This window comes from Carboxylicivirga sp. (assembly GCF_982718395.1).
The window spans coordinates 25,053-51,719 of the sequence record NZ_CEXQWX010000024.1 but is presented as its reverse complement, the minus strand read 5'-3'; the positions used below and the strand labels follow the sequence as shown (position 1 = coordinate 51,719).

Annotated in this window: 20 protein-coding genes; 10 read left to right on the top strand and 10 right to left on the bottom strand. The window is 37.7% G+C overall.

Annotated features, from left to right (window positions below; translation table 11 throughout):
• The first annotated feature begins 225 nt into the window (after positions 1 to 225).
• Both AC4MRQ_RS06945 and AC4MRQ_RS06940 read left to right on the top strand, forming a co-directional pair.
• Positions 226 to 1,509 carry a mechanosensitive ion channel family protein gene (locus AC4MRQ_RS06945; protein ID WP_491196934.1) on the top strand — a complete coding sequence of 428 codons (1,284 nt, stop codon included), beginning with the start codon at positions 226 to 228 and terminating at the stop codon, positions 1,507 to 1,509.
• A 247-nt stretch (positions 1,510 to 1,756) separates the two neighbouring features.
• Complete coding sequence (locus tag AC4MRQ_RS06940; protein WP_262327816.1) at positions 1,757 to 2,221, top strand: Lrp/AsnC ligand binding domain-containing protein; 465 nt, start codon at positions 1,757 to 1,759, stop codon at positions 2,219 to 2,221.
• 44 nt (positions 2,222 to 2,265) lie between these two features.
• Here the strand turns inward: AC4MRQ_RS06940 and AC4MRQ_RS06935 are convergent, their stop codons facing one another.
• From AC4MRQ_RS06935 to agaR, 6 genes are all read right to left on the bottom strand, one after another.
• Positions 2,266 to 2,823 carry a hypothetical protein gene (locus AC4MRQ_RS06935; RefSeq protein ID WP_491196933.1) on the bottom strand — a complete coding sequence of 186 codons (558 nt, stop codon included), beginning with the start codon at positions 2,821 to 2,823 and terminating at the stop codon, positions 2,266 to 2,268.
• On the bottom strand, positions 2,816 to 3,730 hold the full coding sequence (locus AC4MRQ_RS06930; protein WP_491196932.1) for a bifunctional metallophosphatase/5'-nucleotidase: 915 nt from the start codon (positions 3,728 to 3,730) through the stop codon (positions 2,816 to 2,818). The genes AC4MRQ_RS06935 and AC4MRQ_RS06930 overlap by 8 nt, the downstream gene beginning before the upstream one ends.
• On the bottom strand, positions 3,717 to 4,478 hold the full coding sequence (locus tag AC4MRQ_RS06925) for a 5'-nucleotidase C-terminal domain-containing protein (RefSeq protein ID WP_491196931.1): 762 nt from the start codon (positions 4,476 to 4,478) through the stop codon (positions 3,717 to 3,719). Before AC4MRQ_RS06925 ends, AC4MRQ_RS06930 begins: the two co-directional genes overlap by 14 nt.
• A gap of 125 nt (positions 4,479 to 4,603) precedes the next feature.
• Positions 4,604 to 5,317, bottom strand: coding sequence for a hypothetical protein (locus tag AC4MRQ_RS06920; RefSeq protein ID WP_491196930.1), 714 nt, complete (start codon positions 5,315 to 5,317; stop codon positions 4,604 to 4,606).
• 97 nt (positions 5,318 to 5,414) lie between these two features.
• Positions 5,415 to 6,191, bottom strand: a complete 777-nt coding sequence (gene yaaA, locus AC4MRQ_RS06915; RefSeq protein WP_491196929.1) for a peroxide stress protein YaaA — start codon at positions 6,189 to 6,191, stop codon at positions 5,415 to 5,417.
• 131 nt (positions 6,192 to 6,322) lie between these two features.
• Complete coding sequence (gene agaR, locus AC4MRQ_RS06910; RefSeq protein ID WP_491196928.1) at positions 6,323 to 7,105, bottom strand: transcriptional repressor AgaR; 783 nt, start codon at positions 7,103 to 7,105, stop codon at positions 6,323 to 6,325.
• A 312-nt stretch (positions 7,106 to 7,417) separates the two neighbouring features.
• On the opposite strand from agaR, the gene AC4MRQ_RS06905 reads away from it, so the two are divergent.
• The 6 genes from AC4MRQ_RS06905 (at position 7,418) to AC4MRQ_RS06880 (ending at position 13,240) form a co-directional block, all read left to right on the top strand.
• Positions 7,418 to 8,455 (top strand): amidohydrolase family protein, encoded by a 1,038-nt coding sequence (locus tag AC4MRQ_RS06905; RefSeq protein WP_491196927.1) that lies wholly within the window; start codon positions 7,418 to 7,420, stop codon positions 8,453 to 8,455.
• Positions 8,452 to 9,378, top strand: a complete 927-nt coding sequence (locus AC4MRQ_RS06900) for a tRNA-dihydrouridine synthase family protein (RefSeq protein WP_491196926.1) — start codon at positions 8,452 to 8,454, stop codon at positions 9,376 to 9,378. The genes AC4MRQ_RS06905 and AC4MRQ_RS06900 overlap by 4 nt, the downstream gene beginning before the upstream one ends.
• A gap of 154 nt (positions 9,379 to 9,532) precedes the next feature.
• Positions 9,533 to 10,147: an SIS domain-containing protein gene (locus AC4MRQ_RS06895; protein WP_491196925.1), complete on the top strand. Its 615-nt coding sequence runs from the start codon at positions 9,533 to 9,535 to the stop codon at positions 10,145 to 10,147.
• A gap of 2 nt (positions 10,148 to 10,149) precedes the next feature.
• On the top strand, positions 10,150 to 11,673 hold the full coding sequence (locus AC4MRQ_RS06890) for a phosphohexomutase domain-containing protein (RefSeq protein WP_491196924.1): 1,524 nt from the start codon (positions 10,150 to 10,152) through the stop codon (positions 11,671 to 11,673).
• 1 nt (position 11,674) lies between these two features.
• Positions 11,675 to 12,217, top strand: a complete 543-nt coding sequence (locus tag AC4MRQ_RS06885; protein ID WP_491196923.1) for a hydrolase — start codon at positions 11,675 to 11,677, stop codon at positions 12,215 to 12,217.
• A gap of 75 nt (positions 12,218 to 12,292) precedes the next feature.
• Complete coding sequence (locus AC4MRQ_RS06880) at positions 12,293 to 13,240, top strand: PfkB family carbohydrate kinase (RefSeq protein WP_491196922.1); 948 nt, start codon at positions 12,293 to 12,295, stop codon at positions 13,238 to 13,240.
• Positions 13,241 to 13,251: 11 nt separating this feature from the next.
• Here the strand turns inward: AC4MRQ_RS06880 and AC4MRQ_RS06875 are convergent, their stop codons facing one another.
• Positions 13,252 to 14,259 (bottom strand): substrate-binding domain-containing protein, encoded by a 1,008-nt coding sequence (locus tag AC4MRQ_RS06875; protein WP_491196921.1) that lies wholly within the window; start codon positions 14,257 to 14,259, stop codon positions 13,252 to 13,254.
• 124 nt (positions 14,260 to 14,383) lie between these two features.
• Between AC4MRQ_RS06875 and AC4MRQ_RS06870 the strand changes: the two genes are divergently transcribed.
• Positions 14,384 to 16,147 (top strand): methyl-accepting chemotaxis protein, encoded by a 1,764-nt coding sequence (locus AC4MRQ_RS06870; RefSeq protein WP_491196920.1) that lies wholly within the window; start codon positions 14,384 to 14,386, stop codon positions 16,145 to 16,147.
• A gap of 99 nt (positions 16,148 to 16,246) precedes the next feature.
• Here AC4MRQ_RS06870 and AC4MRQ_RS06865 read toward each other — a convergent pair whose 3' ends face one another.
• The 3 genes from AC4MRQ_RS06865 to AC4MRQ_RS06855 form a co-directional block, all read right to left on the bottom strand.
• Complete coding sequence (locus tag AC4MRQ_RS06865) at positions 16,247 to 19,405, bottom strand: chondroitinase family polysaccharide lyase (protein ID WP_491196919.1); 3,159 nt, start codon at positions 19,403 to 19,405, stop codon at positions 16,247 to 16,249.
• 291 nt (positions 19,406 to 19,696) lie between these two features.
• Entirely contained in the window at positions 19,697 to 21,244 is a 1,548-nt protein-coding gene (locus tag AC4MRQ_RS06860) for a sulfatase family protein (RefSeq protein WP_491196918.1), read from the bottom strand.
• A 62-nt stretch (positions 21,245 to 21,306) separates the two neighbouring features.
• On the bottom strand, positions 21,307 to 22,941 hold the full coding sequence (locus tag AC4MRQ_RS06855) for a beta-N-acetylhexosaminidase (protein WP_491196917.1): 1,635 nt from the start codon (positions 22,939 to 22,941) through the stop codon (positions 21,307 to 21,309).
• 678 nt (positions 22,942 to 23,619) lie between these two features.
• On the opposite strand from AC4MRQ_RS06855, the gene AC4MRQ_RS06850 reads away from it, so the two are divergent.
• A complete protein-coding gene (locus AC4MRQ_RS06850; protein ID WP_491196916.1) occupies positions 23,620 to 26,568 on the top strand; it encodes a chondroitinase family polysaccharide lyase in 2,949 nt (982 codons plus the stop codon).
• The last annotated feature ends 99 nt before the right edge of the window (positions 26,569 to 26,667 follow it).

Genomic DNA, 26,667 nt, shown 5'->3' with positions numbered 1-26,667 from the left:
GATTGCTTTTCAAAATACGTATCATAAATCGATTGTGCTTGTATGCAGGTTGATAATGCTAATATACAAATGACTGATGTTATAAAAAATCTCATAATAATCATATTTAACGATGACTTACTAACAAAGATATATTTCTACTTTTTAAGAATATCTTTTTAAGAGAATTACTTTTTCTTTGCAATTATACTAGTTTTATCACATCAATATTAAGACTCTAAGCATATGGAAGTAATCGAACTTAACAAACTAAATCAGCTTCTTCAGGAATATTTTATCTCAACCGGATTAAAACAAGTACAAATAAATTACCTCTTAGCAGCCATATGGAGTGTAATCACATTAATTGCCGTTTGGCTTAGCTACCGGATATCGACCAGGTATGTGGTAAAACTTATTGAAAAAGTCATTTTCAAAACAAAGTCCAAGTATGACGATTTATTAGTTGAAAGACATGTATTCAAGCGTCTGGTCAACATTATTCCGGCACTGGTTGCTTATGCAATGCTGGATACCGTGTTTGATGCTTTCCCCGATTCGTCCATGCTGATATATCTGAGAAAGATAATCAGCAGTACCATCGTATTCATCATTCTTTGGTCGTTTAATGCGTTATTAGCAGTTGTTAATGACATATACAACACTTTCCCTTATGCTAAAGACAGACCCATTCGTGGTTTAACCCAAATTATCCAGATTGCAGCGTCATTTGTAACAGGTATCGTAATTGTTTCAGTGCTTTTTGATATTAATGTCAGTAAAATAATGACAGGCTTGGGAGCCACTGCAGCCGTCTTGTTATTGGTTTTTAAAGATACCATATTAGGTTTTGTTGCCAGCATCCAGCTCTCAGCCAATAAAATGGTTAGTGCAGGTGATTGGATCACAATGCCAACCTACAAAACTGACGGAGAAGTGTTGGATATATCACTTAACACAGTTAAAGTGCAGAACTGGGATAAAACAATCACCACCATCCCTACTTATAAAATGGTAGAAGATTCGTTTATCAACTGGAAGGGAATGGAAAACTCAAATGGAAGACGTATTAAGCGCTCCATTAATATTGATATGAAAACGGTGAAATTTTGCTCTTCCGAAATGATAAACCGCTTCAAAAAAATCAGATTACTAAAGGATTATATTACCAAGAAAGAGGAAGAGCTAATTTTGCACAATCAGCAAAAAGAAGGCGAATCGCTTTCGGAAAGCCTGGCAAATGGAAGGAGATTAACAAACATTGGTGTCTTTAGAATTTATTTGGAGGAATACATCAAGGAGCACCCCATGATTCATGATAAAATGACCTTCATGGTTCGACAACTTCAGTCAACTGAAAAGGGGCAGCCAATTGAGATTTACGCTTTTAGCAAGGATCAGGAATGGATTAATTTTGAAGCTATCCAGTCAGATATATTTGATCATGTATTGGCAGTAGTTAGCGAATTTGATCTGAACATTTATCAGCTACCCAGTGGTTCTGATTTTAATCCAAAAATTTTAAGCTAACTTCTTTATAATCGTTATAAATTGAAGCCTAAGTTTAATCAAAACTGATACAAAAATATGTAATCATTTGTTATTAAGCACTTTTAACACATTTCGCTTTGGTTTGAATTTAAAAGGATTAGCGCTCTAATTGCCATGATAGACTTCTATTATCGTTGGATTTTTACTTTTAATGTTTTATTTTCGTAGCAAACTATTAATAAAAGAGAGCAATTAGTTACGAATCCTAACAATTATCATATAAAGCATGGAGACCAGTTTACAAATTGATAGCCTTGATAAGAAAATCTTATCGCTAATCACTAAAAATGCAAGAATTCCCTTTCTAGAAGTCGCTCGTGAGTGTAAAGTTTCAGGTGCGGCTATTCATCAGCGCATACAGCGTCTTATGAACATGGGAGTTATTAAAGGATCAGAATTTATTATTAACCCGGCAAAGATTGGTTACCATACTTGTGCTTTCATGGGCATCTTCCTAAAAAAAGCAAGCTTGTTTGATAAAGTTGTTAAAATGCTTGAAGAAGTTCCTCAAATTGTAGAGTGTCACTACACAACTGGTCAATACGCAATTTTCATAAAGATTTATGCAAAGAGCAATGAACATCTGAAGCGGATTCTTCATGATAAACTACAAGCCATTGCCGGTATTTCGGCTACTGAGACTATTATCTCGCTGGATGAAAGCTTTAAAAGACAATTACCGATTGACTAAACAAAATCATCAGATAAACTAAAGGCTCCAATAAGGAGCCTTTTTTATATCCTGATAGTACCGTCAATAATCTTAAATAATGCTGCGTTGAATGTTTTAAAAGCTCCTTCCAGTAATGTGTAAAGCTTGGATGCGCGAACGGCATCGTCCGCAAGATTTTCACTTTGAAGTAAAGGTCGTTCATACTTCTCTTTGCCATTGCTTATAAGCAAATGAGGCAAAGTATTCATTGTGGCTTCAACAGCAAACTGGCCTTCTTCGATCACATGATTATTCAGCAGCAATGGATATGCCTCAAAGAAATTAAAAGTATTATCGCCTAAATACAGATGAAGATTTACACCCAAACTTAGCGGAATAACATAAAAGAAGTGGAATTTCTTTCTTTCGTCATTAAGTGAGATCTGCACACAGTTTTCAGCCCGGTTTGTCGGTGAAAATTTAATATTCCATTCCAGTTTTTCGAATGAAGTCAACTGATTTTTAATAGCACTAATCAATTCCAATCTTGGTTGTGCAATATTCATAAAATGATCATCTGCACCATATTGCGATGATAATTCAGTAATCGTTTCCTTCGATAAAGGATAAATATCAGACATGGTATATCGAATTTATTATTGCTGTCTGTTTGGAATCTCCAGGCACCATTTCCAAATCCAATCGACCAAGATACATGCCTCCCCATCCGACCTGATTAACCAATACCTCTTTGTCATCCATGTTCTTTACCATATCTGGTTTTTCCATGAATGTATGTGTATGGCCGCCCAAAATAATATCTATATGACGCGTTTGCTGAGCCACAACCACATCCGATACCTTTGTTGTTTTATACCGGTAGCCCAAATGCGATAAGGCAATAACCAGATCACACTTTTTTTCTTCCTTTAGTAATTTTGCCAACTTATTACCAATCTCAACCGGATCATCATACTTAGTCTTTTCGTAAGATTTAGGGTTGACCAATCCTGCCAATTCAATGCCCAAACCAATAATTCCTATTTTGACAGCACCTTTATTAAAAACTTTATAAGGAATGGTTGCACCTTTGAGCACGGTATCTGAGAAATCGTAGTTACTACATACAAATGGAAAGCGAGCCCTTTCAACATTTCCGGCCAATGCTTCTATACCATTATCAAATTCATGATTCCCAAGAGTTGCAGCATCATACCCCATTTTATTCATAAGGTCAATCTCCAACTTGCCTTTATAGATATTAAAGTAAGGTGTACCCTGAAAAATATCACCACTATCAAGTAACAAAATCTGCTCTTCCTCTTCCCTTATTTTACTGATCAACTCTGCTCTTCGCGCAAAACCACCCTGATTAGGCCATCGGGAGTGATTGGGTGGAAAAGGATCAATCTGACTATGAACATCGTTGGTGTGCAAAATAGTTAACTTAACAGGCGACTGTTTACAACTGCTTAAATATGGTGCAACACCTAGGGCTGCCGTTCCCCAGAGTGACTTTCTTAAGAATTTACGTCTACTGTTCTGCATAATAAATTCGATTATCAAGTTGACTATTCACCTTTCTTTGCTGCGCTGTTAAGTTTTCAATATGTAAAATAATGGCGTCTCGTACCTTCATCCCAGTACCAACGCGATGACTGGCCGACTGAAATATCTTAAAATGATCGCCTCCATCCGCCAGATAATCTGAAGTGGCTATGATATAATTTCTGTCCTTAAGTGCCTGATTGCCAACCTTAATATTAACAGCCTGATTATTCTTAATTCCAAAACTTGCCCCACTTATACCGTCACCACCTACACTGGCCATAAAATCAAATAAATCAATAACCTGTTGCTTCGATAGTGTAAGGTATATTACTTCATTTTCAAAAGGCATTAATTGATAGATGTTCTCAACTGTAATTTCGCCTTTACTAATTGGCACACGTAAACCTTTCACATTAATAATACAAATATCTGGCTTGACTTTGTTATTGCTATTATGGCATTCCTCCAGCAACAGATCGGAAACAAAATTCGATAGCAATCCTTCTGGAAATCCACCACTTAACTCACGTTCTGCACTACCAATCGGTCTTTGCATCTCTGCCATCAAGCTATCCCGATAAGGTTTAATGTACTGTTCAACCCCTTGATCATTACCGACCAAACTGTCGATTGACAAATAATTTGCTGTAGCGTTCTTAAGCTTATAGTCCTTGGAATTACATCCGGAATTAAGCAACACTACCAGCATTAAGATGCTAATTAACTGCATTTTAAAATTTCTCATCAAGATACAATTAGGTAATTACCACATTATAACAATGCACAAGAATACAAAAAGGTTTTAAGAGTATGATTAAATTATTATGAAAAAAACAAGAAAGCTACCTTTGCTGGGTAGCTTTTACAATATTATTTGATTCGTTCGAGGTATTTTTTTCGTATTCCCATCAGATATTCCCGATCAATATTCGGATTATAGATACGGACCATATCAATTATACCAAAATCCTGATGTATATGACCAATTGCCGCATCAAACTTACTATGGTCCCAATTATTCTTCACCCTATTTGTTAAATCTTCAAAGAACTTCCAAGGCAATTTATGTGGTATTGTGAAGTAACCATGGTCTTTCTCATCCAAATCAAAATAAACACCTTCATCAATTTCTTCAAGAGTAAAAAACTTCTTAAGCCGAATAATGGCTTGTCCGATTACATTTTTAGGTTTCTTTTTAAATTCAATTCCTTCATCAATATACCCTGCCTGAAGATCAACAATCTGATCAAACGAATCGAGATGCCTCACCCTGATTACATGGTAATCCTTATTGTATAAATGAACTGTACCTGCAGCAGCATTAAAGTTCGTTGCAAAGTACCTCTTAATGTTCTGCGTCGCACGAGTTACTTCTTCGAGCGTATAAAGCCGTTTAAGAACCAGGTAAACGTAAAGCGGTTTTGAATCTGATGGAATATCACTGTAATAACCAAAATAGCCGGGAAAGGGCTCTGGTGCTTCCAAAACAAAGGTGTTGGGTAGAATCTTATCTTGCATGGTTACCAACGATTCCTGTTTCAGGAGGTTACCATACCGCTGTAGAATAATCTTTTTTGTACTCATAGATGTGTGTTTAAATTGTTTAACCTCCGCTTTAATATTTAATTTGTCATCTAAAAAGTTAAAAAAAAATCAATAGGAATCAAACCCTCTACTCAATTTACCCTTCATGATCCCTAACAAATACTAATTCATTTTCATTTGATAAATCAGGTTTGTAATAATATCCTGACTCATTAAAAGCGATTAAATCGTCAGGTTTATCAATCTGATTCTGAACAATGAAGCGTGTCATTAACCCTCTTGCTTTTTTAGCAAAAAAGCTTATCACTTTATACTCTCCATTTTTCCAGTCCTTGAAAATAGGTGTAACAATCCGCTTTGAAAAAGTTTTCTTATTGATCGCTTTAAAATATTCATTGGAAGCCAGGTTAATCAATACATCAGAACCTTGTTCATTCATATCTGACTCCAACAAGCGGGAAATTTTGTTTCCCCAGAAATCGTATAGATGTTTATGCTTGCCCACAGGAAGCTTTGTCCCCATCTCCAATCGATAAGCCATTATATTATCCAATGGTCGAAGCAAGCCATACATGCCCGACAAAAGTCTGAGCTTCTCATTGGTATATTGAATTTCTTTCTCCGATAAAGAATATGCATCCAAGCCTGCATAGACATCACCTTTAAATGCGAATAAGGCAGCTTTCACATCCTGTTCTTCAAATGGATATTTCCACAACTGAAAGCGGTGATGATTTAATTGCGCCAATTTCGAACTGATCTTCATCAGTTTCATTAATTTATCTTGCTTGACTTTTTTTAATTGTGTAGCTATCTGTTTAGCTTCTTTGGGAAAGCGTATATCTGAGCCTGCAACCTTAGGTGCTGGTGTTTCAAAATCTAATGATTTGGCCGGGGAAATAACTATATTCATGCTTTTAATCAATATTAGGTCTAATGTCTGTTATTATTCGTTTTCAACAAAATCTACAGCCTATAAGTTCAAGTATTGACACAAAAAAAGGACCACATATGCAGTCCTTCAATTTTATCAATTGTGTTGTATTAATCTGTAATAATCACTTCAACTCCTGCATTTAGTAACTTTTCTTTATCCTCCTCTGAGATTCCACTATCTGTCACTAATATATCAACTTCCTTAATTTGTCCTATAACAGCCAGACTTCGCTTTTTAAACTTGCTCGAGTCCATCACCAAAATCACCTTCTTGGCCATCTTTAACATGGTTCTGTTTAAAGCAGCCTCCTCAAGGTGCGGTGTACTGAATCCAAGGTTAACATCGATTCCATCAGCCCCGATAAAAAGTTTGTCACAAAAGAAATTCTTAAAGTTATTCTGGGCAATAGAACCAACTAATGAAAGAGATTTCTTGCGCATCACTCCACCCGGCATAATTACATTAATCTGCTCAAACTCTGCAAGCGGTCCTGCTATATTTAAGGCGTTAGTAATAACTGTCAGATTCTTGAACTTACCTAAATGACTTGATACTTCCTTGGTGGTGGTACCACTATCCAACACAATTGTGTCGCCTTCTTCAATCAATCGTGCAGCTCTTCTCCCGATTGCCTCTTTCTCCTTGGCATTTTTCACTTTCTTATCTGAAAGCTTCATGTCCAAGGTTACCTTATCAGTTTTGATGGCTCCTCCACGGGCACGAATCAGTAAATTTTTATGCTCTAACTGGGTGAGATCATTTCGAATGGTCACCTCACTCACTTTAAATTGTTCACTCAAATCATGAACATTAACCTGACCTTTTTCATCAAGAAATTTAAGGATTAGACCTCGACGGCCAACGGTAGTATTCGGATCAAAATCGTTCATTGCTTCTACTTTTCAACACTCATAATGTTACAACAACCAATAGTTGACCATTGTATAGCGCTAATTATTTTTACAAAATAAATAAAAAAATCGTTGAGCAAGAAAATGAAAGCAATTTAGTTTCAAACTGTTGCCATAACTTTTCAAAAGAAACCTCATTTACCTTCTTATTATTTCTTTATACAGCAATTCGAAAGACTTAGCATTTCATTATTAAGCTTACGAAACATCAGAAGGCAATAAGACAAGTCTGCATGATCATTCCTTTTTCGATATTTTCTTATTTTTCGCCACAAATTACGGATTGGAGATATGGATAAGGCAGATTTATACACGTTGGATGATTTTTTCGCGATAAAAAAAGTTGATGCCCATCTTCACTATTATACTTCCAATACTTGTTTTTTAAAGCTCGCCAAGCAATTCAATACTCATTTGGTTTCGATCAACGTAGATTTTCTCGAAGATGAATGGATGGCTTTAAACAAACAAACTAATATTGCCAGACAACTAAAAGGCGAATCTCCTTCTGACTTTTCTTTCATTGGTGCGGTTCCAATGCGCCAGGAACTAAATGAAGATGTGATAATTAAGGCCTGTTTGCAGATTAAAAAAGAAAAGAAAAACGGTGCTATCGGCGTTAAAATCTGGAAGAATGTTGGGATGAAAATCACCTTCAATAATCAGTTGGTGATGATCGATCATCCTCTTTTTGATCCTTTGTTAAATAAGTTGACCGATATTGATCTGCCGCTTTTGGGACATTTTGGAGAACCTCGCAACTGCTGGTTGCCACTGGAAGAGATGACTGTTGAATCGGACAAAAGATATTTTAGCTCCCATCCTGAATTTCATATGTATTTGCATCCCGAATTCCCATCATATGAAAAACAGATTGAAGCCAGTAACAGGATGCTTGCCAAAAATCCCAAGCTCCGATTTATTGGAGCTCACCTGGGCAGTAGTGAGTACAGCATAGATGAGATCGCCAAACGTCTGGATGCTTTTCCTAATATGTACATGGATATGGCCGAACGGGTATGCCACTTACAATATCAGGCTGCTGAAAATCATCAGGCTGTTTATGATTTTATGATCCGCTACCAGGACAGGCTACTCTATGGTTCTGACATGGTTTTTACTGACAATAAAACCGAAAAAGAGCAAGTAGAAGAAGTTAAAAGCCGATGGTTAAATCAGTGGGCGTTTTTTACACAGCAGGATATTCAAAGCACCTGGGAAGTTAACAAATCGTTCAGAGGGTTAGGTTTGCCCAAATTGGTCATTGATAAGATTTACTATCAGAATGCTTTAAAAGCCTACCCTTTACTTACAATGGTATTACGATGAAGCTATACATGGCGCCTCTTCAAAGCTACACTACTTCATTTTACCGAAAAGCTCATGTAGCAACATACAGTAAAATGGACAAATATTTTACGCCATTTTTTGAAGTTGATCACAAATCGAGCGAGATTCCGTCAGGTCATCCGGAACTATCAAAGGCACTCAACGATAGTCTAAGAGTCGTACCGCAAATAGCTACCAACAACGGTAGTTTCCTAGCAGACTTTGCCAAACAAATGAAAAACCTTGGTTTTAACGAGATAAACCTGAATGCGGGTTGTCCTTTTCCCATGTTGGTAAAAAGGCAACGCGGTGGTGGTCTATTGTCAGATCCCGACCTGATGAAACAAATGCTGGATGAATTTTACGAGGCTGATACCGGCATTACGTTATCGGTGAAGATGCGCCTGGGACAAACCGAATATGCAGAAGGAGAAACTATCACTAAGTTACTCAATCACTACCCGTTGAAAGAGCTAATAATTCATCCACGATTAGTAACTCAAAAGTATTCAGGTGAAGTTGATTGGGATCAATTTGAACGCTTACAAAATATGAGTCAACATGCTTTAATTGCAAATGGTGATATTAACACCCCGGAAAATGCTGCAAGTCTAACCAAAAGGTTTTCACAGATAAAAGGTTTGATGCTGGGACGGGGACTGTTATCCAATCCATCCCTACACCTGCAAATTAAAGAAATTGACACTGCTAGGGAGTTAATTTTTAAACTTCATCAATACTATTTCAATTTGATTACTTCTTTTTATAATGATTGGAACCAAATCTTTAATCATCTCCAAACTTTTTGGTACTATCCCCTTCAAAAGTCATTAAGCTTAAAACGCCATTACCGTCGCCTTAAAAAACATAACAAACCTGACAGCTACCGGGAATGGCTGAAAAAACTGGAGATTACATATTAAAAACGACATGTAGAGTCATTAATACTCTTATGACTTATTCTCATTAACGACTATAACAAGAGTATTTAATGCTTTTACATTTTTATCACTGCATGACAATACTCAAATCATATTCACATTAAAATGGTACATTTGTAGTCCAAAATTCGCAACCATGGTTATAGAAGAAGTTAAAAGCATATTGGAACACGAGGCGCAAGCCATTCAAAACATTCCGGCAACTGATGATTTTCTTAAGGCAGCCGATTTAATTTATGATTACGTGCATCAAAAAGGAGGAAAACTGATTACATCGGGTATGGGTAAAGCGGGTCAGATTGCCATTAATATGGCCACTACCTTCAGCTCAACCGGTACACCTTCATGCTTTTTACATCCCAGCGAAGCGCAGCATGGCGACCTGGGTGTTGTTCAGGAAAATGATGTGCTATTAATGATTTCCAACTCTGGTAAAACAAGAGAAATCATCGAGCTAATTGACCTGGCAAGAGGCTTAAGACCAAATATTCCAATTGTGGTGATTACAAGTAATACTGAGTCAGTGTTGGCCAAAGAATCAAATGTGTGCATCAGCACCGGTAACCCTAAGGAAGTATGCATTTTAGGTTTAACACCAACTACATCTACTACCACTATGACTGTTATTGGCGATGTATTAGTCGTTCTTTTAATGAAGAAAATTAATTTCTCAAACAGTGAATATGCTAAGCGCCACCATGGTGGCTACCTGGGACATAAATCACGTGAGGCGGCAGGAATAAAAAAATAATTATGGGATTTAACTGGAAACAACTTCAAAACGGTTCGGATATCCGGGGCGTGGCCCTAACGGGCATTGCCGGTCAGGAGGTTAACCTTAATGCCGATATTGTTGCTAAGCTGGGGAAAGCTTTTTATCATTGGTTGAGTCAGAAAAACGAAGGAATTGATCAACTAAAAATAGCCGTAGGAATGGATTCCCGCTTATCGGGACCTGAGCTTAAAGAGGCTTTTATTAATGCCCTGGTTCAATCAGGTGCAGAAGTATATGATTGCGGTATGGCCTCAACGCCTGCCATGTTTATGACGACTGTTACTGCTCCCTACAATACTCATGGGGGCGTTATGTTAACGGCCAGTCACCTGCCTTTCAACCGAAATGGTCTTAAGTTTTTTACGCCAAAAGGTGGTCTTGAAAAGCAAGATATTACAGATATTCTTCAAATTGCTGAGACAGGCAGTTTTGAACCTGCTAAAAAAGAAGGGTCATTTTGCGAACTGGATTTCATTGATATCTATTCGAATTTGCTTGTTGAAAAAATACGTAAAGAGGTTAACTCAAAAGATAACTATGAGCAACCACTTTCTGGTTTTAAGATGACGGTTTATGCCGGAAATGGTGCGTGTGGTTTCTATGCACATAAAGTATTGGAGGTGCTTGGAGCTGATGTTAGCAGCAGCCAATTTCTTGATCCAGATGGTAAGTTTCCTAACCATGTACCAAATCCGGAAGATGCTATTGCCATGAAATCGATTTGTGATGCGGTTAAGGAACACAAAACCGATATCGGTATTATTTTCGATACAGATGTTGATCGCGCTGCCATTGTTAATCACAAAGGTCAGCCAATTAACCGCAACGAGCTGGTAGCTTTATCGGCTGTTATTGTTAATGAAGAACATCCGGGTGCAACAGTTGTTACGGATTCAATCACATCTGACGGACTTGGCTGGTTTATCAATGATGTGCTAAAAGCCAAACATCACCGGTTTAAGCGTGGTTATAAAAACGTGATCAACGAAGCCATTCGTTTAAATGAAGCGGGCGAAGAATCATGGTTAGCGATTGAAACATCAGGACATGCAGCCTTAAAAGAGAACTACTTCCTCGATGATGGTGCTTATCTGGTGACTAAGTTCATCATTAAAATGGCTCGTCTGAAAGAAGAAGGTAAAACACTTACTTCGTTGATTGAGCAATTACCGGTTCCTGCTGAAAGTAAAGAGTTCAGAATTAATATTACCAACTCAGACTTTAAGGCCTATGGTGAGAGGGTGATAAGCGAACTCGGTCATTTAGCTGCTTCAAAAAGTGCGTGGGAATTGGTGCCAAACAACTATGAAGGAGTTCGGGTTAGCGTTAACAAAAATAACTTTAAAGGCTGGTTCCTTTTACGTCTTTCTTTGCATGATCCGGTTATTCCTTTAAATATTGAATCGGATACCGAAGGAGGCGTTGAGTCTATTGCCCAGGAATTGGTTGAGTTTTTCAATAATTTCACGGAACTTGATTTAAAATCATTAATAAACAGATAAGATGAGACTTTTAAAAGAGAATGTAATAGGTGTTGTTGTTGACATTCAGGAGCGATTATTCCCCCATATTAATGATCATGAACAGCTCGAAAAAAACACTAAAATATTAGTTCAGGGATTAAAAGCTCTAGAAGTGCCAGTATTGGTTACAGAGCAATATAAAAAAGGCCTTGGCAATACCATCGAAGGTATCGAAGCATTGGTAAAAGATGATCCTCATTTCGAGAAGATGGCTTTCAGCTGCTGTGGTGAACCAAGCTTTATGGAAGCTATAGAAACCAGCTCGAAACGTGTTGTTATTTTAGCCGGAATGGAAGCCCACATTTGCATGCTGCAAACGGCTATCGACCTTAAAGAAAGAGGTTTCACTCCGGTTATTGTTGAAGACTGCGTCAGCTCACGAACAGAAGCTAATAAGAACATTGCTTTGAAACGCTTCCGTCATGAAGGCGTTATTATCACCAGCTACGAATCTATTTTATTTGAATTATGCCGTGTAGCCGGATCTGATGCATTTAAAACCATCAGTAAATTGGTTAAGTAATTGATTTTGCATATTTTGCAAGCCACTCTTTTTTCAGAGTGGCTTTTTTGTTTCTATAAAGTGAATGATTGAGGTATGAGAAGGATTTTTGGGATTGGAGAAACTGTGCTGGATATCATCTTTAAAAATAACCAACCGGTTGCGGCAAAAGCAGGAGGCAGTTCATTAAACACATTGGTATCACTGGCACGCGTTGATGTTCCGGTTAATTTCATAACTGAAATAGGTCGCGATAAGGTTGGAGACAATATCATGCAGTTTCTAAGCGAAAATCACCTTAATACTCAATATGTTTGTCGCTTCGACGAAGGAAAATCAGCAGTTGCTTTGGCTTACCTCAATGAACAAAATGATGCTGAGTATGAATTCTTTAAAGACTACCCAAAACAAAGATTACAAGGCAAAATTCCTGATTTTGGCAAGGATGACATTATAATATTTGGCTCTTTCTTTGGTCTTAATCCGGCTGTTCGGCCCCGTTTGATAGAATATTTACAGGCAGCCAGAGAGAAAGGAGTATTGATTATTTATGATCCAAATTTCAGAAAGCATCATTATGAAAACAGGGAGAAGTTAATATCTGTAATCGAGGAAAACTTTCGATTTGCTGATCTTGTCAGAGGCAGTGATGAGGACTTTATGAATATTTATGGATTGAGTAATCCAAATGAAGTATATGCGCAGGTATCACCACATTGCAATAACCTGGTAATTACAGCAGGTGCGAATGGCGTTTATACGTTTAGCATGGGCTACAAACGGCATTTCAAGGTGCCCATTATTAACCCGGTAAGTACCATTGGAGCCGGTGATAATTTCAATGCAGGTATCATTAAGGCTATTTTAGATTGTCAGATTCAGAAATCAGATGAATTGATTCTGACATCGGATGACTGGCTTAATATCGCAGCCTATGGCATTGAGTTCTCTTCAGAGGTTTGCATGCAAATAGACAACTATGTGAATACTCGATTCAAAAAAAGCCTTGCTGACAATATTAAACGCCGTATTGCATCAAATTAAAATTAAACTGCCTAATTGTAAATCTCATCATGGGTGTAGAAGCCGGAATCGTGTATAAGTACCTTATCGACGTTATCCTGTGTTACTGCTACCGAAGGTATTTTTAAGACAGGCACATCCATTTTCCCATTATTAACAGTGGAAGTGGCAATATCTTTTGCCGACTTCTTCGCCACAATCAATTGAATCATCGCTTCAGCAGCCTTATTAGCAGCTTCTTTTAACGGATGAAAAGCTGTCATTTGTTGTTTACCGTTAATAATATTTTTAGCTCCATCCAATGTAGCATCCTGACCACTGATGTAAACATGCTTGTCAATATTCCGGTTATCAATTAGTTGAATACATGCATCAGCCATTCCATCAAAACCGGCAAATATTAAGTCTGGCACTTTACCGGAATGGGATATATACTGATCCAGTTCAAAAGCAGCATTCTGCCCACTCCATTCCTCCGTAAAAGTCTCATAATTAATTGATATTGCACCCCTGTTAACATGAGGCTGCAAATACTTTTTAATAGATTCCATTAACTCGACTGCATTACGGTCATATTTATCTCCGCCAAGAATAACGGCATCACCAGAAGGCTTAACTTTTATCATCTCGTCAACCATCATTTTGCCCAAAGCATCGTTATCACCTGTGACAAAAAAGTCGAGTTCGCAATTTTTTATTAAACGATTATATGCAAGTACACTTATATCCCTTTCATGAGCTTCTCTGACAATTGCTGCAGCTGTATTGGCATTAACAGCTATAATAGCCAAGCCATCAATACCTTTATCAAATAACTCCAAAGCTTTTTGGTATTGTTTAGCCTCATCTCCATCAGCATGTTCAGTGTATACAGTATACCCTTTCGATTCAGCAAATTCTTTAAAGTAATTTGCTTCCTTCACGTAGCGTTCAGTTTTATTTGTTGAATATAAAAAACCGAGTTTAATATTTTCATCCTGATTACAGGCCGTTAAAAAGAAGAATACTACAAAACCGAAGAGGTAAATTGAGCTACGCATATTTATATTGAATTTAAATCACTGCTTTTGGTGATAAAATTAACATTTTATCGTAATAATATTTTCAAAACATGATTTTTTTCACAACTTTCGGAAACAATTTGCAACTAAAACAACCGACAGAATGAAATGGAAAGATCTAAAGATTCGCGCCAAGATAGGTAGCGGATTTGCCTTAATAATGTCAGTCATTATTGTTCTGGGTACCATTATATTTTTTAACCTGAGACAAGTAGATAAAGGTATTACTAAACTAACCTCCACCTATATACCTATTGTAAGAGAAGCCGGAAAGCTGGATCGTTACTGGCATGAAACAAGGGAGTTCGCTCGTTCTTATGATTTTACCGGTGAAGACTATTTTAAGCAGAGGGCTGAAAAAAGTTTTGATAAGATGAATACAGCTCTGATAAAACTCAAAGAGGTTCTTGGTGACAACCTTGAAATAATGAGTGATGCAGGTGTTGATATTCCCACACTTATTGATGAAGCTGAAAGATATCGTGATATAACCACAGAGTATTATAATTTATATGGAGAATCAGCTATTAACAAAAAACGCTTTCTGTCTTCACTTAAAGAATTAAGATCAAGTACCAATTCAAATACTAGATTAGCACGTCAGGAGTTATTTAGCATTGCTGCCGACATTTATAAGCTGGATGCGGAACAGGATTTTTTCGAAATTGAAGAGCTTAAAGAAGCTTTTGAAGCTATCAAGAACAAAATCAACCAGCGCTCCTACCCTTCAACTGACAAAGAACTTATTCAGGGTGCAACTGAGGCTATAGATCTGTACCTAAATAAGCAAAGGCAACTAAAAATGGCTGAGTTAAAACAATTTGAATTGGCCAAAAGAATCATGTGGGAAGTTGGAGCTACTTCAGATGTTGGATTAGATTTGATGATGGAGATGGGTGATAAGAGTGCTGTGATAATAAACAAACAACAACGAATTCTGTATTTGGCTTTGTTTGTGATTCTGGCATTATGGTTTAGTCTGGTTTTCTTTTTATCCAGAGCTATTGCCAGACCCGTTGAAAAGAGCATCGCTCAAGCACAAAGACTTGCCAAGGGAGACTTAAAGGTTGAATTTACAGCTGATAGTAAAGATGAAGTTGGTCAATTAGCAATGGCTCTCAATTCGATGGTTATCAATCTTAAAGCCATGGTTGAACAAGTAAGTGAGAGTGCAAAACAAATTGTGCATGCCAGCTCTCAGCTAAGTCAGGGAGCAACCGAACTATCGGATGGCGCCACCCAACAAGCATCATCAGCTGAAGAAGTTTCCTCATCCATGGAAGAGATGTTTGCCAACATTCAACAAAATACAGAAAACTCAAGAGCCACAGAAACAATTGCTGCGCAGGCTTCAAAAGGGATTACAGATAGCAATAATGCATCGAAAGTAGCCAGTGAATACATCGAACAAATCTCAGAAAAAATTAATGTTATCAGTGATATTGCAATGCAAACCAATATACTGTCGCTTAATGCTGCTGTTGAGGCTGCTCGTGCAGGTCAGGAAGGGCGTGGTTTTGCTGTGGTTGCTGCTGAAGTAAGAAAGCTGGCTGAAAGAAGTCAGCAGGCAGCCAGCGAAATCACTCTGGCGTCGACTGATACACTTGAATCATCAAGAGTGGCAATGCAGAAGCTTGATCATATCACGCCAGAGATAGAGAAAACTGCTAATCTGGTCAAAGAAATTTCAACTGCTTCTATGGAACAATTGAGTGGTGTTGAACAAATTAACAGTGCATTGCAACAGCTCAATCAAATAACACAACGAAATGCTGCAAGTGCTGATGAAATAAGTAATGCCGCTTATTCATTGGAGCAGTTATCACAGCAACTGGAAGAAGCTGTGGAAGTTTTTGATAAAGAATAAGTAAATTCATAAAGTGAAATAGCAAAGCCAGCTTTTACCCTTAAAAGCTGGCTCTATTGTAAGTCAACATTGTATAACTTTGCCTTAAGCTGTATTTTATTAGCTTTTTACAAATCGTATTACCTCTTCCCAATCTGAAAATTGGATACGTATAAGGTAAATACCAGGCATCAGGTTTCCAACATAAATAGGTGAAGATTCCTTACACATCATCACTTGCTTTCCATCAAGAGACATGATTGAAACCTCTCTTGCTCCAATGGCATTATTGTAGTGCAGATAATTATCTACAGGGTTAGGGTAGATATTAACTAAATCTCTAACTTCACCATCTTCTGTACTGACATCCAAAGAAATATCTTTTACCAAATCAATTTCAACCGGTAATCCATGAATCGAAGTAAATTCCAGAACCGTTGTATTATTGTCAACACTGATTACAGTGCATTTTTCGTGTGGCTCTTTTAACTGGTAAGCTCCGTTTAAAGTCACGCGAACCATTCTCTCTTCTACCGGCGCAGTTCCTGTTAATTTTGTTGGCACTTCCATGTTTATTGAAGGATCGGCAAATGCAACTTTGACTTCTCCATCACCTGAATCTTTAGCAACAATAATACATGGATATGAACTACCTTTAACAAGAGCCAAAGAGATATTATTATCTGCTTTAAACACTACATAACCCGTGTATGAAGTACCCGAATGATCAACAATATGTGCCACATCATCTTTTCGAATTACCTCATAAGGCTTATTGGAAGATGCCATATTATTCTTGAACTGGCTTAATGCAGTGCTATTTGTTTGTATAAGCATTGCATATTCGTAATTTGCATCAACAGGTGCTTTACCATGATCAATCCATGCCGTCGCAAAATCACCGTAATTCACACTCTTACTTTTATTATCTCTTGACTCCTGAGTATCTTTAGAGATATGAAGTGTTCCGGAAGGCAGATAATAGCCATTTCCTTTTGTATCCATTAACATTACAGGTTCGCTTATTTCCAGGTTATTTGCATAGGGAAACATGCTTATGCTTTGATCCTCAAACAAAAATGATTCTGATGTATTATTTAAAGCTGTCTGAAATAATGTTGTTTCAGTGTTATACTGCGAATTACTATTATTGATATTACTCCCTAAACAAATAATTTGATTATCGAAAAAGAAAACAGATTTACGGGCAATAAAATCATCCGTGTAATTGGTATAATCATTTTCATCAAGCAACATCCCAAATACTCCATTTCCATCAAGTGAACAAGCTCCCGCAAACTCTGAATTTTTTGAACGTTCATTCAGACTTCCACCAGAATAGTTAAGCAAGTCATATGGTAGATGAATTGTTGTTGCTCCTGGAAATCGGTTCCAGTCCCAGCCTTCAAGCACAAAACCACTATTGGCTGCATCAATTGGCGAACTAGATGCCAGTATTTGGATGGTTCCATAACTCTGATACCTACCATACCGGTTATTTGATGTGTAAATCTCAGTTCCTGTAACGATATTATTAAATCCTTTAGTGGCTACCAACCAATCCTCTCGACGATGCAAGTTTAGTGCACCATAGTTAAGGCTCACATTACCTGAAGGAGCACTTGCTGCTCGAATTCTCTGATTCCTGAGTTCTCTATAAAGATCCTCTTTGTATTCGGTTAATCGCATATATTCAGCAGCACACTCCTCATCAATTGGATCAGTTGCTTTAGCCAAATATGCAAAAGCATTTATAGCACCTGTTCCCAGTTTCTGATTTATTGGATGGCGACCACATACACTATTCGCTAAAGATCGGAGGTTAGCATAACCGGAATGCACAAACAAAGCTTTTTTAAAATTATTACGAGCTTCCTCAGATAAATTAAAATGCGTATTTCCTACATAATTAAGCACTTCACCCAAACCACCATAACCACCATTCATATATCCGGCATATAGCATTCCATGATGAAAGCCCGAACCATCTGGTTTGAAACCTCCCATTGTACCTACGCTTGGCTGCATAACGGCATCCATCCACCGGGTAAATGATTGCATATCCCGGACTAGCTCTGGTGAATCATCGCGCAACATTATCGCCATCAATCGTCCTGGTATAATTGTATTCCATGCATCAACAATTCCCTGGAAATTATCTACTTGTGGTAATTGTCTCACTTCCGGTACACCTGTCCAGTATTGAATCATCTCAAAAGCCTGAACAAATTTTCCTTTAGCCTTAAGTACATCCTGCATAAGCCAGATTGCTTTAGGAAACCCCCTGAAGCCATATCCATAGTGATGATTGGTTCCCAGTCCACTTCCAACAGTAAGTCCCTGGTCATATAACCAATCAAGAAGATCACAAAACATATCGTCAAAACCTGTCTCCTCATTATGATACCAGGCTTTGGCTATGTCATATATTAAATCGTTAAGATCATCAAACTTCTTATCACCATTGGCATATACATACTCGTCAGCAGGCACAAAAGCTGCACCCTTTATATTACTTCCACTCCTCTGAATATTGAGAGCTGAAAATTCTCTTTGTATAGCACTGATGCGAGATGATGAAGGTGCCGAACCTGCTATTGCACTTGTTATACGTTGTCTTATTTCTGTAAAAGCTGCTGTTTCTTCAGTATTTACACTGGCAGGCAGGTTTAGCTCATACTCATAAGTATTATGCCAATGCCAAAGGGCTGCCCAATGGTTGCTATTCATATCCGGATTGATAAAGTCAAGTTGCGCATCGGGCGTAACACGATCATTAATACGTTCCGAGGGAAATTTCATCCTATCAAAAAACAATCGCCCTCCAGTTGAAGTTGAAGGTGCAATAATGCCAACGGATGTCAAGTTTTTATCATACTTCGACCCTAACATATCTTCGTCGAAACGAACCCAACAAGCTCTCCATCCTATAAAATTAAGATGGTAAGAGAAATAATATTGTAAGGTTCCACCACTATTACGAAACTCAAACTTAAGATCAGCCTCCTTTGGGGTTTCATTGTATATCCATAAAATCATCCCCCCTTTATATGTTTGGCAGGCTTGCGCTAATCCAGATGGATTAGATATGCTTATTTGACTGCCCGGATTCCAATCCCATCGTATTGATTCACTTCCCATTTTATAATGGTCTGAGGACATGGACAATTCACTTTGTGGTGACCAGTTGGAAGGAATACTACCTTCAAGTCCTAGATAATCCTGAGCAGAAAGTGATAATGAGAGTATAACAAAATAGAGTGAAACGAATCTTTTCATACGATAACATTTAATTAGAATGCAAATAAATTCACTAATAGTAATCCTTTATTCACAATCCATTTGATTTAGTGCATTTAACCTGATGTTAAAGTATATATCCTTTACAATATAAGGATGCGTTAAACGTACATTTTAGGTGTGAAAATTATCCAAAGCAAGAAACATTTTCCACTGAACACCAACATCCTACAACCTTAACAATCAGTGAACATACAAGCATAAAAAAGCCATCCCGGAAGAATGGCTTTTATAAATTAATCAAAATATTGGGTCAGTTTTAATGTCCTTCTAAAACTCACTCGACTCAGGCAAATCATATTTTGCATGGTTATTCTTCATTTCTTCGTTCCACTCAAAAAAACGTTTCTTCATCTTTTCAACTAACTCTGGATGCTGATCCATTAAGTTATTAGTTTCACCAATATCTGTTTTTAAATCGAACAGTCCATAAGAATCACTTCTTCCGTAGTAACGAAGCTTCCAGTTTTGATACCTTACTGCCCAACCTGTATCATCCCCGTTATAGGTTTTATCATGGCGTTCCAATGCACTATTAGGTTGGTCATAAGTACGCGGCTCTCCCTTCAGGTGAAACCCGGTCCAGAATAACCATTCGTGAGGATCAGTTGTTATTTCGCCTTTTAGGTAGGGTAAAAGGTTAACACCATCTATTGTTGCGTCTGGTAAAGGAATATCTAGTGCTGCATGCAAGGTTGGAAAGATATCTGTACCACTAACCGTGCTTTCATAAACCTTATTTGATGGGAAATACCCTTCTCCACTTAATACCAATGGCACGCGAATACCACCTTCCTCAAGAATGTATTTATTTCCCTTTAAAGGCGTGTTATCAGCATAGGTACGCGGTGATCCTCCATTATCAGATATAAACACAACGATTGTATTATCATCAAGTTGCGATTGCTTAAGCTTGGCCATTAATTTGCCAATGGCATCATCAAGTTTATTCAAATGGTATAAGTAGCGCTGACGTCCTTCTGGTGTATTGGGCTTTACAGTATTCACGTACCACTCCAGGTACTCATCCCAATCTCCTGTTGACGGATCCCAATCAGGCACTTCATCAATATTCATGGCCTTTAGATCATCCTTAGGTATTTGATGTGTGAATAAATGAACCGCATTAAAAGAAACCTTCAGAAAAAACGGATCCTGTTTATATGCATCTATATAATCAAGAGCTTTATCAAGAATAATATCGGTTGAATAACCTTCCATATCTACTTGATTATCGTTCTCCCAAAATGGACCAATACCAAGATGATTAGCCATTCGTTCAGAGAATCCTTGGCGATCAGAAGCTTTATGGCGAAGGTAATCCATTGTACCTCCCTCTTTACCAAAGAAATAATCAAAACCATGTTGTGTAGGATACTCTGGAACACCTGGCCCATTATAGCTTCCATAATGCGACTTACCTACCATACCAGTCTTGTAACCTTGTACTTTTAATTGCTCAGCCAGAGTAATTTCTGATTGAGGTAACATAGCACCATAATTATAAACACCCCATCGTTGTTGTTGGCGACCGGTCATAATCGCCATACGTGAAGGGCTACAGATTGACATCGTAGCATATGCATTAGTAAAACGCACTCCTGACTTTGCCAAAGCGTCGAGATTAGGTGTATGGACATCTGGCGCTCCTCCATAGGCACTAAAATCACCATATCCCTGATCATCTGTAACGATTAAAAGAACATTTGGCTTCTTTGGTTCTGTCGTTTTCTTTGTACCGCTGGATGTGCAGGCTGTTGATAATAATAAAGATGCACATCCCAGCGCGACTACTATATTCCTCAGGTATAATTTCATAAATAATCAATAAATGTTTTTCAAGTATAAAAATGGTATTTCAAAAGGGATAAATCTATAAGCTATTTAATATCAATAGCATCAGCTTTAAATCCTATATTTTTAGCTTCCCATTGTTTGTACATCTTCTTAAGGTTTGTGCAAAAAACTGCATAGTCTTTTGTATCACGGGCACTCCAGCCAACCTCTGCCAATGCAGCTATACGAGGAAATACCTGCCTGTCCATATCTTTAATTTCAGGAATAAATTCGCCCCACATTTGCGCCCCAAGTCCAAGAACGTATTTATTATTAGCAGCATCCAGCCCTTCCGGAATTGGAGAAAAGTTGTAAGTCATTTCAAGAGAGAGGCGTTTGTGATTATAGTCAAGATAGGTACTTTTATTATAGCTGTTTACAATATAGTAACCACGCTCAATTACTTCGTTAATTTTTTCAACTTCACCAATCCAGAACTGAACCACAGCACTTTTTGATAATTCTTCTTTGGCAACTGCTACATTTCCTTGTTCTTTTTGCAAGGCCTCGCCCACTATTTCGTTCCATCCAATCATTTTTTTTCCTTTACTTTCAATGTATCTGGCCATTTGATTAGTAAAGGCAACCTGTAAGTCAGTAGGCGATTTAAATTCATTTTCTTTCATATAATTTACTATAGAAGGGGTATTGTTCCAGGTAGGAAAAACTACCTCGTCACCACCAATATGGATGTAGTCACCTGGGAAGAGCTCAACCACCTCATCAATTATATCTTTTAGAAATTGCACAACCCTTGGATCTGTTACATTGAACGAGTCTTCATACTTTCTAAAAATGTAAGGTACCTCAGTTAGTTCCCCAAGTGTGCCAACCCATGGGTATGCAACTATAGCTGCACTTGCATGCCCTGGCATTCCTATTTCGGGTACAATTGTAATTTTTCTCTCCGCAGCATATTTTATAATCTCTTTTATCTCACCCTGGGTATAATACCCTTCATGTGGCTGATTACTGTATTTACCACTACTCCAGCCTCCAATCTCTGAATTGCTTCGTTTTGACCCAACGTTGGTCAACTCGGGGTACTTTTTAATTTCAATACGCCACCCCTGATCGTCAGTTAAGTGCCAATGAAACACATTCATTTTTAGTAAGGCCATTTCATCAAGCAGTTTTTTTACTTGTTCAGCACCTTTAAAGTACCTTCCTTCATCCAGCATAAACGATCGCCATTTAAACTCAGGCTGGTCAGTAATTTTAAGCAATGGTAAGTTAACTGGAAGTTTTGACGAAGCTGTTTCATTATACTCATTTGCAATTATTTGAATCAATGATGTCAATCCATAGAACACGCCTTTGGGTGTAGAACCAATTACATTAATTCTGTTGGTACCAATGCTTAACTCATAACCCTCTTCGTCTTTAATATCTTCCGAAACAGATAGGTGTATACTATTTTTTGTGCTTCTCCCCTTCTCAATTACTGGATTAACCTGAAAGAGTTCTGTAAGCTTACTTTCAAAATACTTTGCTTCAGGCATCAATTCTATTTCTTCAATTCTAATTTGAATATCATCATCAAATACAAAATTTCCACTCGCAATTTGAGTACTCAGCGGTGCAGGTATAATAACCGATTTACTTGCCTTATACTCCAGAGGCTTATTGCAGGAATAAACACCTGCAATTATCAATAGCATTGCTAAAAATCTGTTCATAAATATTGTTGTTTTATTTTGCTCAAATTTGACTATATACATTGATTATAGTGGGGTAAAATCGTACAAAAGACATGTATTATTTTTCGCCTGTGGTTTTTCTTTAGTAACTCTGTTGTACTTTTTAGAAGTTTGCGTTCATCAATAAATCTGTAGCGGTCAATAGATACATACACTTGGTAAGAGACCTTAGTATTATGCAATCCTCTAGCCTGATGAGCTTTTACTTTTGTCATTGCCACGAAAAGATAAACAAAAAAGTCTAGTCAAAAAGAAGCTTCACCACGCAAGCTCACGCTGGCCCGCCTTTTTGACTGACCTACGCACTAAAATTAGCAATGCCATACTCTTTTACATTGGTTATTCACTATTGCCCCTTTGTAACCCGTGTACTATTATCTACCCCTTACTGAAAGATTTTGAACCTTCTTATGCCTGGTAACACGTATTTTTGCTAAAGATTAACAACCTGTGTTTTGTTATAACCAAGTTGGAATAAATCAGAAGAAGACATTGTGATACAAATAAGAGTGCATAGAAGCTCATGCAACTACACACCTTCTTTGCCAACAACGGTAATGAAAATGTGTTCTTTCTCTGATGATGGAATCGATTATAAGGTAATTGTTTATAATTGTATAAATGAGACACAAGGTTTAGCTCCAAAAATCTATAATTATGCTTAAGAGTTTATTACGATGCTTTTTGCTGTATCAGTTTATTTTTCATGTTGGATATGCACAAACCAACCAGGCAACAATTGATTGGCAATTTGACTCTCCTCAATTTATGTCATTTGAAGGTAAAAGTCAGAAGCACATAAACCGTAAATCGGGTGGCAAGTTACAAACCGTCTCAATTAGTCGTATTGGAAATAAGGGGATCGAATGGACATATCAAAAGGGTGATGAATTAATTATTGATGTAGAAGGCTCAATAGAACATCAGGGAGGTGCTTATCCAAAAGGGTCAGCATTTTCTGCATGGCTATATGGCACGGGCAATACCAATGGTCAGTTTGAAGTTTCTTTTTGGGCTAACAATGAAAAACAATCCTATTACACAATTGAGCTTGGTTTTAAAGGGTGGAGAACTACCTGGTTCAATTATGTAAACATGTCCAATCCTGATATTAAACACTTTAGTCAGATAAAAATCAAATCACTTAAGGATGATGGCGATATCGTTATAGATGCATTAATCCCAACTACATTGATTGAATATCGCTATCCTTACCCTGATTTTGTAACACCTGATAATCCCAATGGGCATGAGAGAGGGTTGTTTGCCAATATTGAACTGCTTAAGCATAAATTAAGTGACAATACTTCGGTTGAAGTCAAAGAGATTGAAGATCTTGAAACAATAGAGCGTACTGTGCGCGGGACTATTAAAAAGAATCATGATCAAAATCGGCTGGATAAAGCTAAAAAGATAGTAGAAGAGGAATTATTAATACGAGAATTAGATGGCCGTATTGAAGGTAAAACCATATACATTAATCCACATGATATAAATGGTTCGGTGGCCAATGGAATCCTCAGTGATGAGCATGCAATTCCTCTGGCAAAAGTGCAAAAGCATATGTTTGCCATTGCCGATATGTGGAGAAAAGAAAGTAGTGCATCAGTAAAAGAAGAGCTGGCAAATGCTTACATCAAAATAAACCGATTACTCATTGAGCAAGGTTGGGTTTGTGGACATGCTCATGGCAGTATGCATCATGCTGGTTATTCGACTCGACAAATGGCCGAAGCACAATTCATAATGAAAGATGTACTTCAAAGTGCAGGTATGCTAAAAGAGGTTCAGGAATACATGATGTTTGTATTTAATTTCTTTAAAATCTTTGATCAACCTATTGACTGTAGTATGGATTACCTTAACACGGTATCCAAAAGTCATTTGTTTAGCTGCTTGCTGGTACCCGATCAGGAAGAACGTGTGAAGTACATGCGGGCTTACACAAAGTATTTAAATGGAATTATTGAACTCAACACTAACGATATTCGCAATGGGTTTAAGGTTGATGGGACATCCTTTCATCATGGCATGAATTATCCCGCCTATGCTGTAGGAGCACTTAACCAGGTAAGTTTTCTTTTTAAGCTGTTTTCATCAACGCAGTTCCGCTTGTCAGAAGCGGCGTATCTGAACGTACAAAACGCACTGAGATCAACTCAATTGTTCCTGGGTATAAATACCGGTACTTATGCGAGTTGTGGACGTCACCCCCTTGGTCTGGCTGCAAAGAAATTTAAACCTGCATTGGTTAACATGGCATTGGCAGGAACAGCTGATAACAGTTCAGCAATTGATGAAGAAATGGCTCAACTGGCCTTGCGTGCAGGAGCATCTGATAAAGCGCTTTCAAACCATAGCCCTTTGAAAGAAATATCAGGAAACTGGTCGTACAATTTTGCCGGAATGAATGTGCACAGACGTTCTCAATGGATGGTTTGTACCAAAGGATACAATAAGTGGGTTGATGCCACAGAGATATACAAAAAAGATAATCGCTGGGGACGCTACCTGGCCAATGGTTCAGTACAGGTTTTGGTTGATGGTTATAATGCCAAGGAAAATGGCTTTGACCAGGATGGTTGGGACTGGAATCGTATTCCGGGTGCTACCATTGTATACCATCCTTTAAAAGAACTGGAGGCGCCAATTGATTACATTCAGCAGCGATCAGCCGAAATAATGGCAACTAGTGTATCGTTAAATGATAACGGTGTGTTTGGTTTTGTGCTCGATGAAGACGGTAGTTTTTTAAATGGGGAGTGTAACACCATATTTTATGATAAAAATGGTCAACCCAAGGTATGGGGAGATGGACTTAAGGCCAAAAAGTCAATTTTTGCTTTCAGTAATACAATTTTATGCTTAGGAAGTAATATTGAAGCTAATAAAGAAGAAAATGTTGAAACAGTGCTCTTTCAGAACTCAATGAGTGACAAAAGTATGGCGATCGAAGTAAATGATGTGTCAATAAGTACATTTCCTTTTAATTCGCAACATGACAAAGGTACCTTTATAAAGGATGCAATCGGCCACGGTTATTACGTTGCGAAGAGTGGTTCAATTGGTCTGGAACGTAAAGAACAACAGTCGTACTATAATAAAACACGCAAAGGATATTTAGAAACAAAAGGTATTTTCTCTTCGGCCTGGCTCAAGGGTTGCAATGATTATGCTTATTTAATAATTCCAGAGTGCGGAACCATTACAAAGGCAGAAGCAAAGAAACTGTATGAGCAATTTGAAGTTATTCAGCACGATGCACAGTCACATATCGTGATGCATAAGTATGATGATAAAAGTTCCATTGGTATGGTTTGCTTTGACAAATGGCAAGGCAAATGTGATTGTATTGAGCAAGTATCGGCACAAGCGGTTATTTGTCTTCAGAAAACACAAGGGGCAATCAACTTAGCCGTGACCAATCCATTATTAAACAACGACATGGTTGACAATCATCAGCAGTTAAACCTTACAATAACTCTTGATGAAGTCTATCCTGTTGAAACAGTTACAGGAGGTGAAGTACACATTATAGATGGTCAAACGGTATTAAAAGTAACAGCCTTGGCCGGACAAGCAATGGAAGTAAAACTGAGTAATTAATACCAGTGAAATTTAATTGCGGCACAAAGCTGACAAAAAGATATTAAACTAGCCCCTCACTCGTCGTTCGACTAAAAGATATCAGATCAATTTAGTCGG

Excerpts from the sequence above, each read along its gene's own strand:
- agaR (WP_491196928.1), bottom strand. The coding sequence starts at position 7,105 with ATGAACGATTTTGATCCGAATACTACCGTTGGCCGTCGAGGTCTAATC.
- AC4MRQ_RS06930 (WP_491196932.1), bottom strand. The coding sequence starts at position 3,730 with ATGCAGAACAGTAGACGTAAATTCTTAAGAAAGTCACTCTGGGGAACG.
- yaaA (WP_491196929.1), bottom strand. The coding sequence starts at position 6,191 with ATGAATATAGTTATTTCCCCGGCCAAATCATTAGATTTTGAAACACCA.
- AC4MRQ_RS06920 (WP_491196930.1), bottom strand. The coding sequence starts at position 5,317 with ATGAGTACAAAAAAGATTATTCTACAGCGGTATGGTAACCTCCTGAAA.
- AC4MRQ_RS06890 (WP_491196924.1), top strand. The coding sequence starts at position 10,150 with ATGGGATTTAACTGGAAACAACTTCAAAACGGTTCGGATATCCGGGGC.
- AC4MRQ_RS06905 (WP_491196927.1), top strand. The coding sequence starts at position 7,418 with ATGGATAAGGCAGATTTATACACGTTGGATGATTTTTTCGCGATAAAA.
- AC4MRQ_RS06880 (WP_491196922.1), top strand. The coding sequence starts at position 12,293 with ATGAGAAGGATTTTTGGGATTGGAGAAACTGTGCTGGATATCATCTTT.
- AC4MRQ_RS06900 (WP_491196926.1), top strand. The coding sequence starts at position 8,452 with ATGAAGCTATACATGGCGCCTCTTCAAAGCTACACTACTTCATTTTAC.
- AC4MRQ_RS06940 (WP_262327816.1), top strand. The coding sequence starts at position 1,757 with ATGGAGACCAGTTTACAAATTGATAGCCTTGATAAGAAAATCTTATCG.
- AC4MRQ_RS06855 (WP_491196917.1), bottom strand. The coding sequence starts at position 22,941 with ATGAACAGATTTTTAGCAATGCTATTGATAATTGCAGGTGTTTATTCC.
- AC4MRQ_RS06885 (WP_491196923.1), top strand. The coding sequence starts at position 11,675 with ATGAGACTTTTAAAAGAGAATGTAATAGGTGTTGTTGTTGACATTCAG.
- AC4MRQ_RS06945 (WP_491196934.1), top strand. The coding sequence starts at position 226 with ATGGAAGTAATCGAACTTAACAAACTAAATCAGCTTCTTCAGGAATAT.
- AC4MRQ_RS06860 (WP_491196918.1), bottom strand. The coding sequence starts at position 21,244 with ATGAAATTATACCTGAGGAATATAGTAGTCGCGCTGGGATGTGCATCT.
- AC4MRQ_RS06865 (WP_491196919.1), bottom strand. The coding sequence starts at position 19,405 with ATGAAAAGATTCGTTTCACTCTATTTTGTTATACTCTCATTATCACTT.
- AC4MRQ_RS06850 (WP_491196916.1), top strand. The coding sequence starts at position 23,620 with ATGCTTAAGAGTTTATTACGATGCTTTTTGCTGTATCAGTTTATTTTT.
- AC4MRQ_RS06895 (WP_491196925.1), top strand. The coding sequence starts at position 9,533 with ATGGTTATAGAAGAAGTTAAAAGCATATTGGAACACGAGGCGCAAGCC.
- AC4MRQ_RS06875 (WP_491196921.1), bottom strand. The coding sequence starts at position 14,259 with ATGCGTAGCTCAATTTACCTCTTCGGTTTTGTAGTATTCTTCTTTTTA.
- AC4MRQ_RS06870 (WP_491196920.1), top strand. The coding sequence starts at position 14,384 with ATGAAATGGAAAGATCTAAAGATTCGCGCCAAGATAGGTAGCGGATTT.
- AC4MRQ_RS06925 (WP_491196931.1), bottom strand. The coding sequence starts at position 4,478 with ATGAGAAATTTTAAAATGCAGTTAATTAGCATCTTAATGCTGGTAGTG.
- AC4MRQ_RS06935 (WP_491196933.1), bottom strand. The coding sequence starts at position 2,823 with ATGTCTGATATTTATCCTTTATCGAAGGAAACGATTACTGAATTATCA.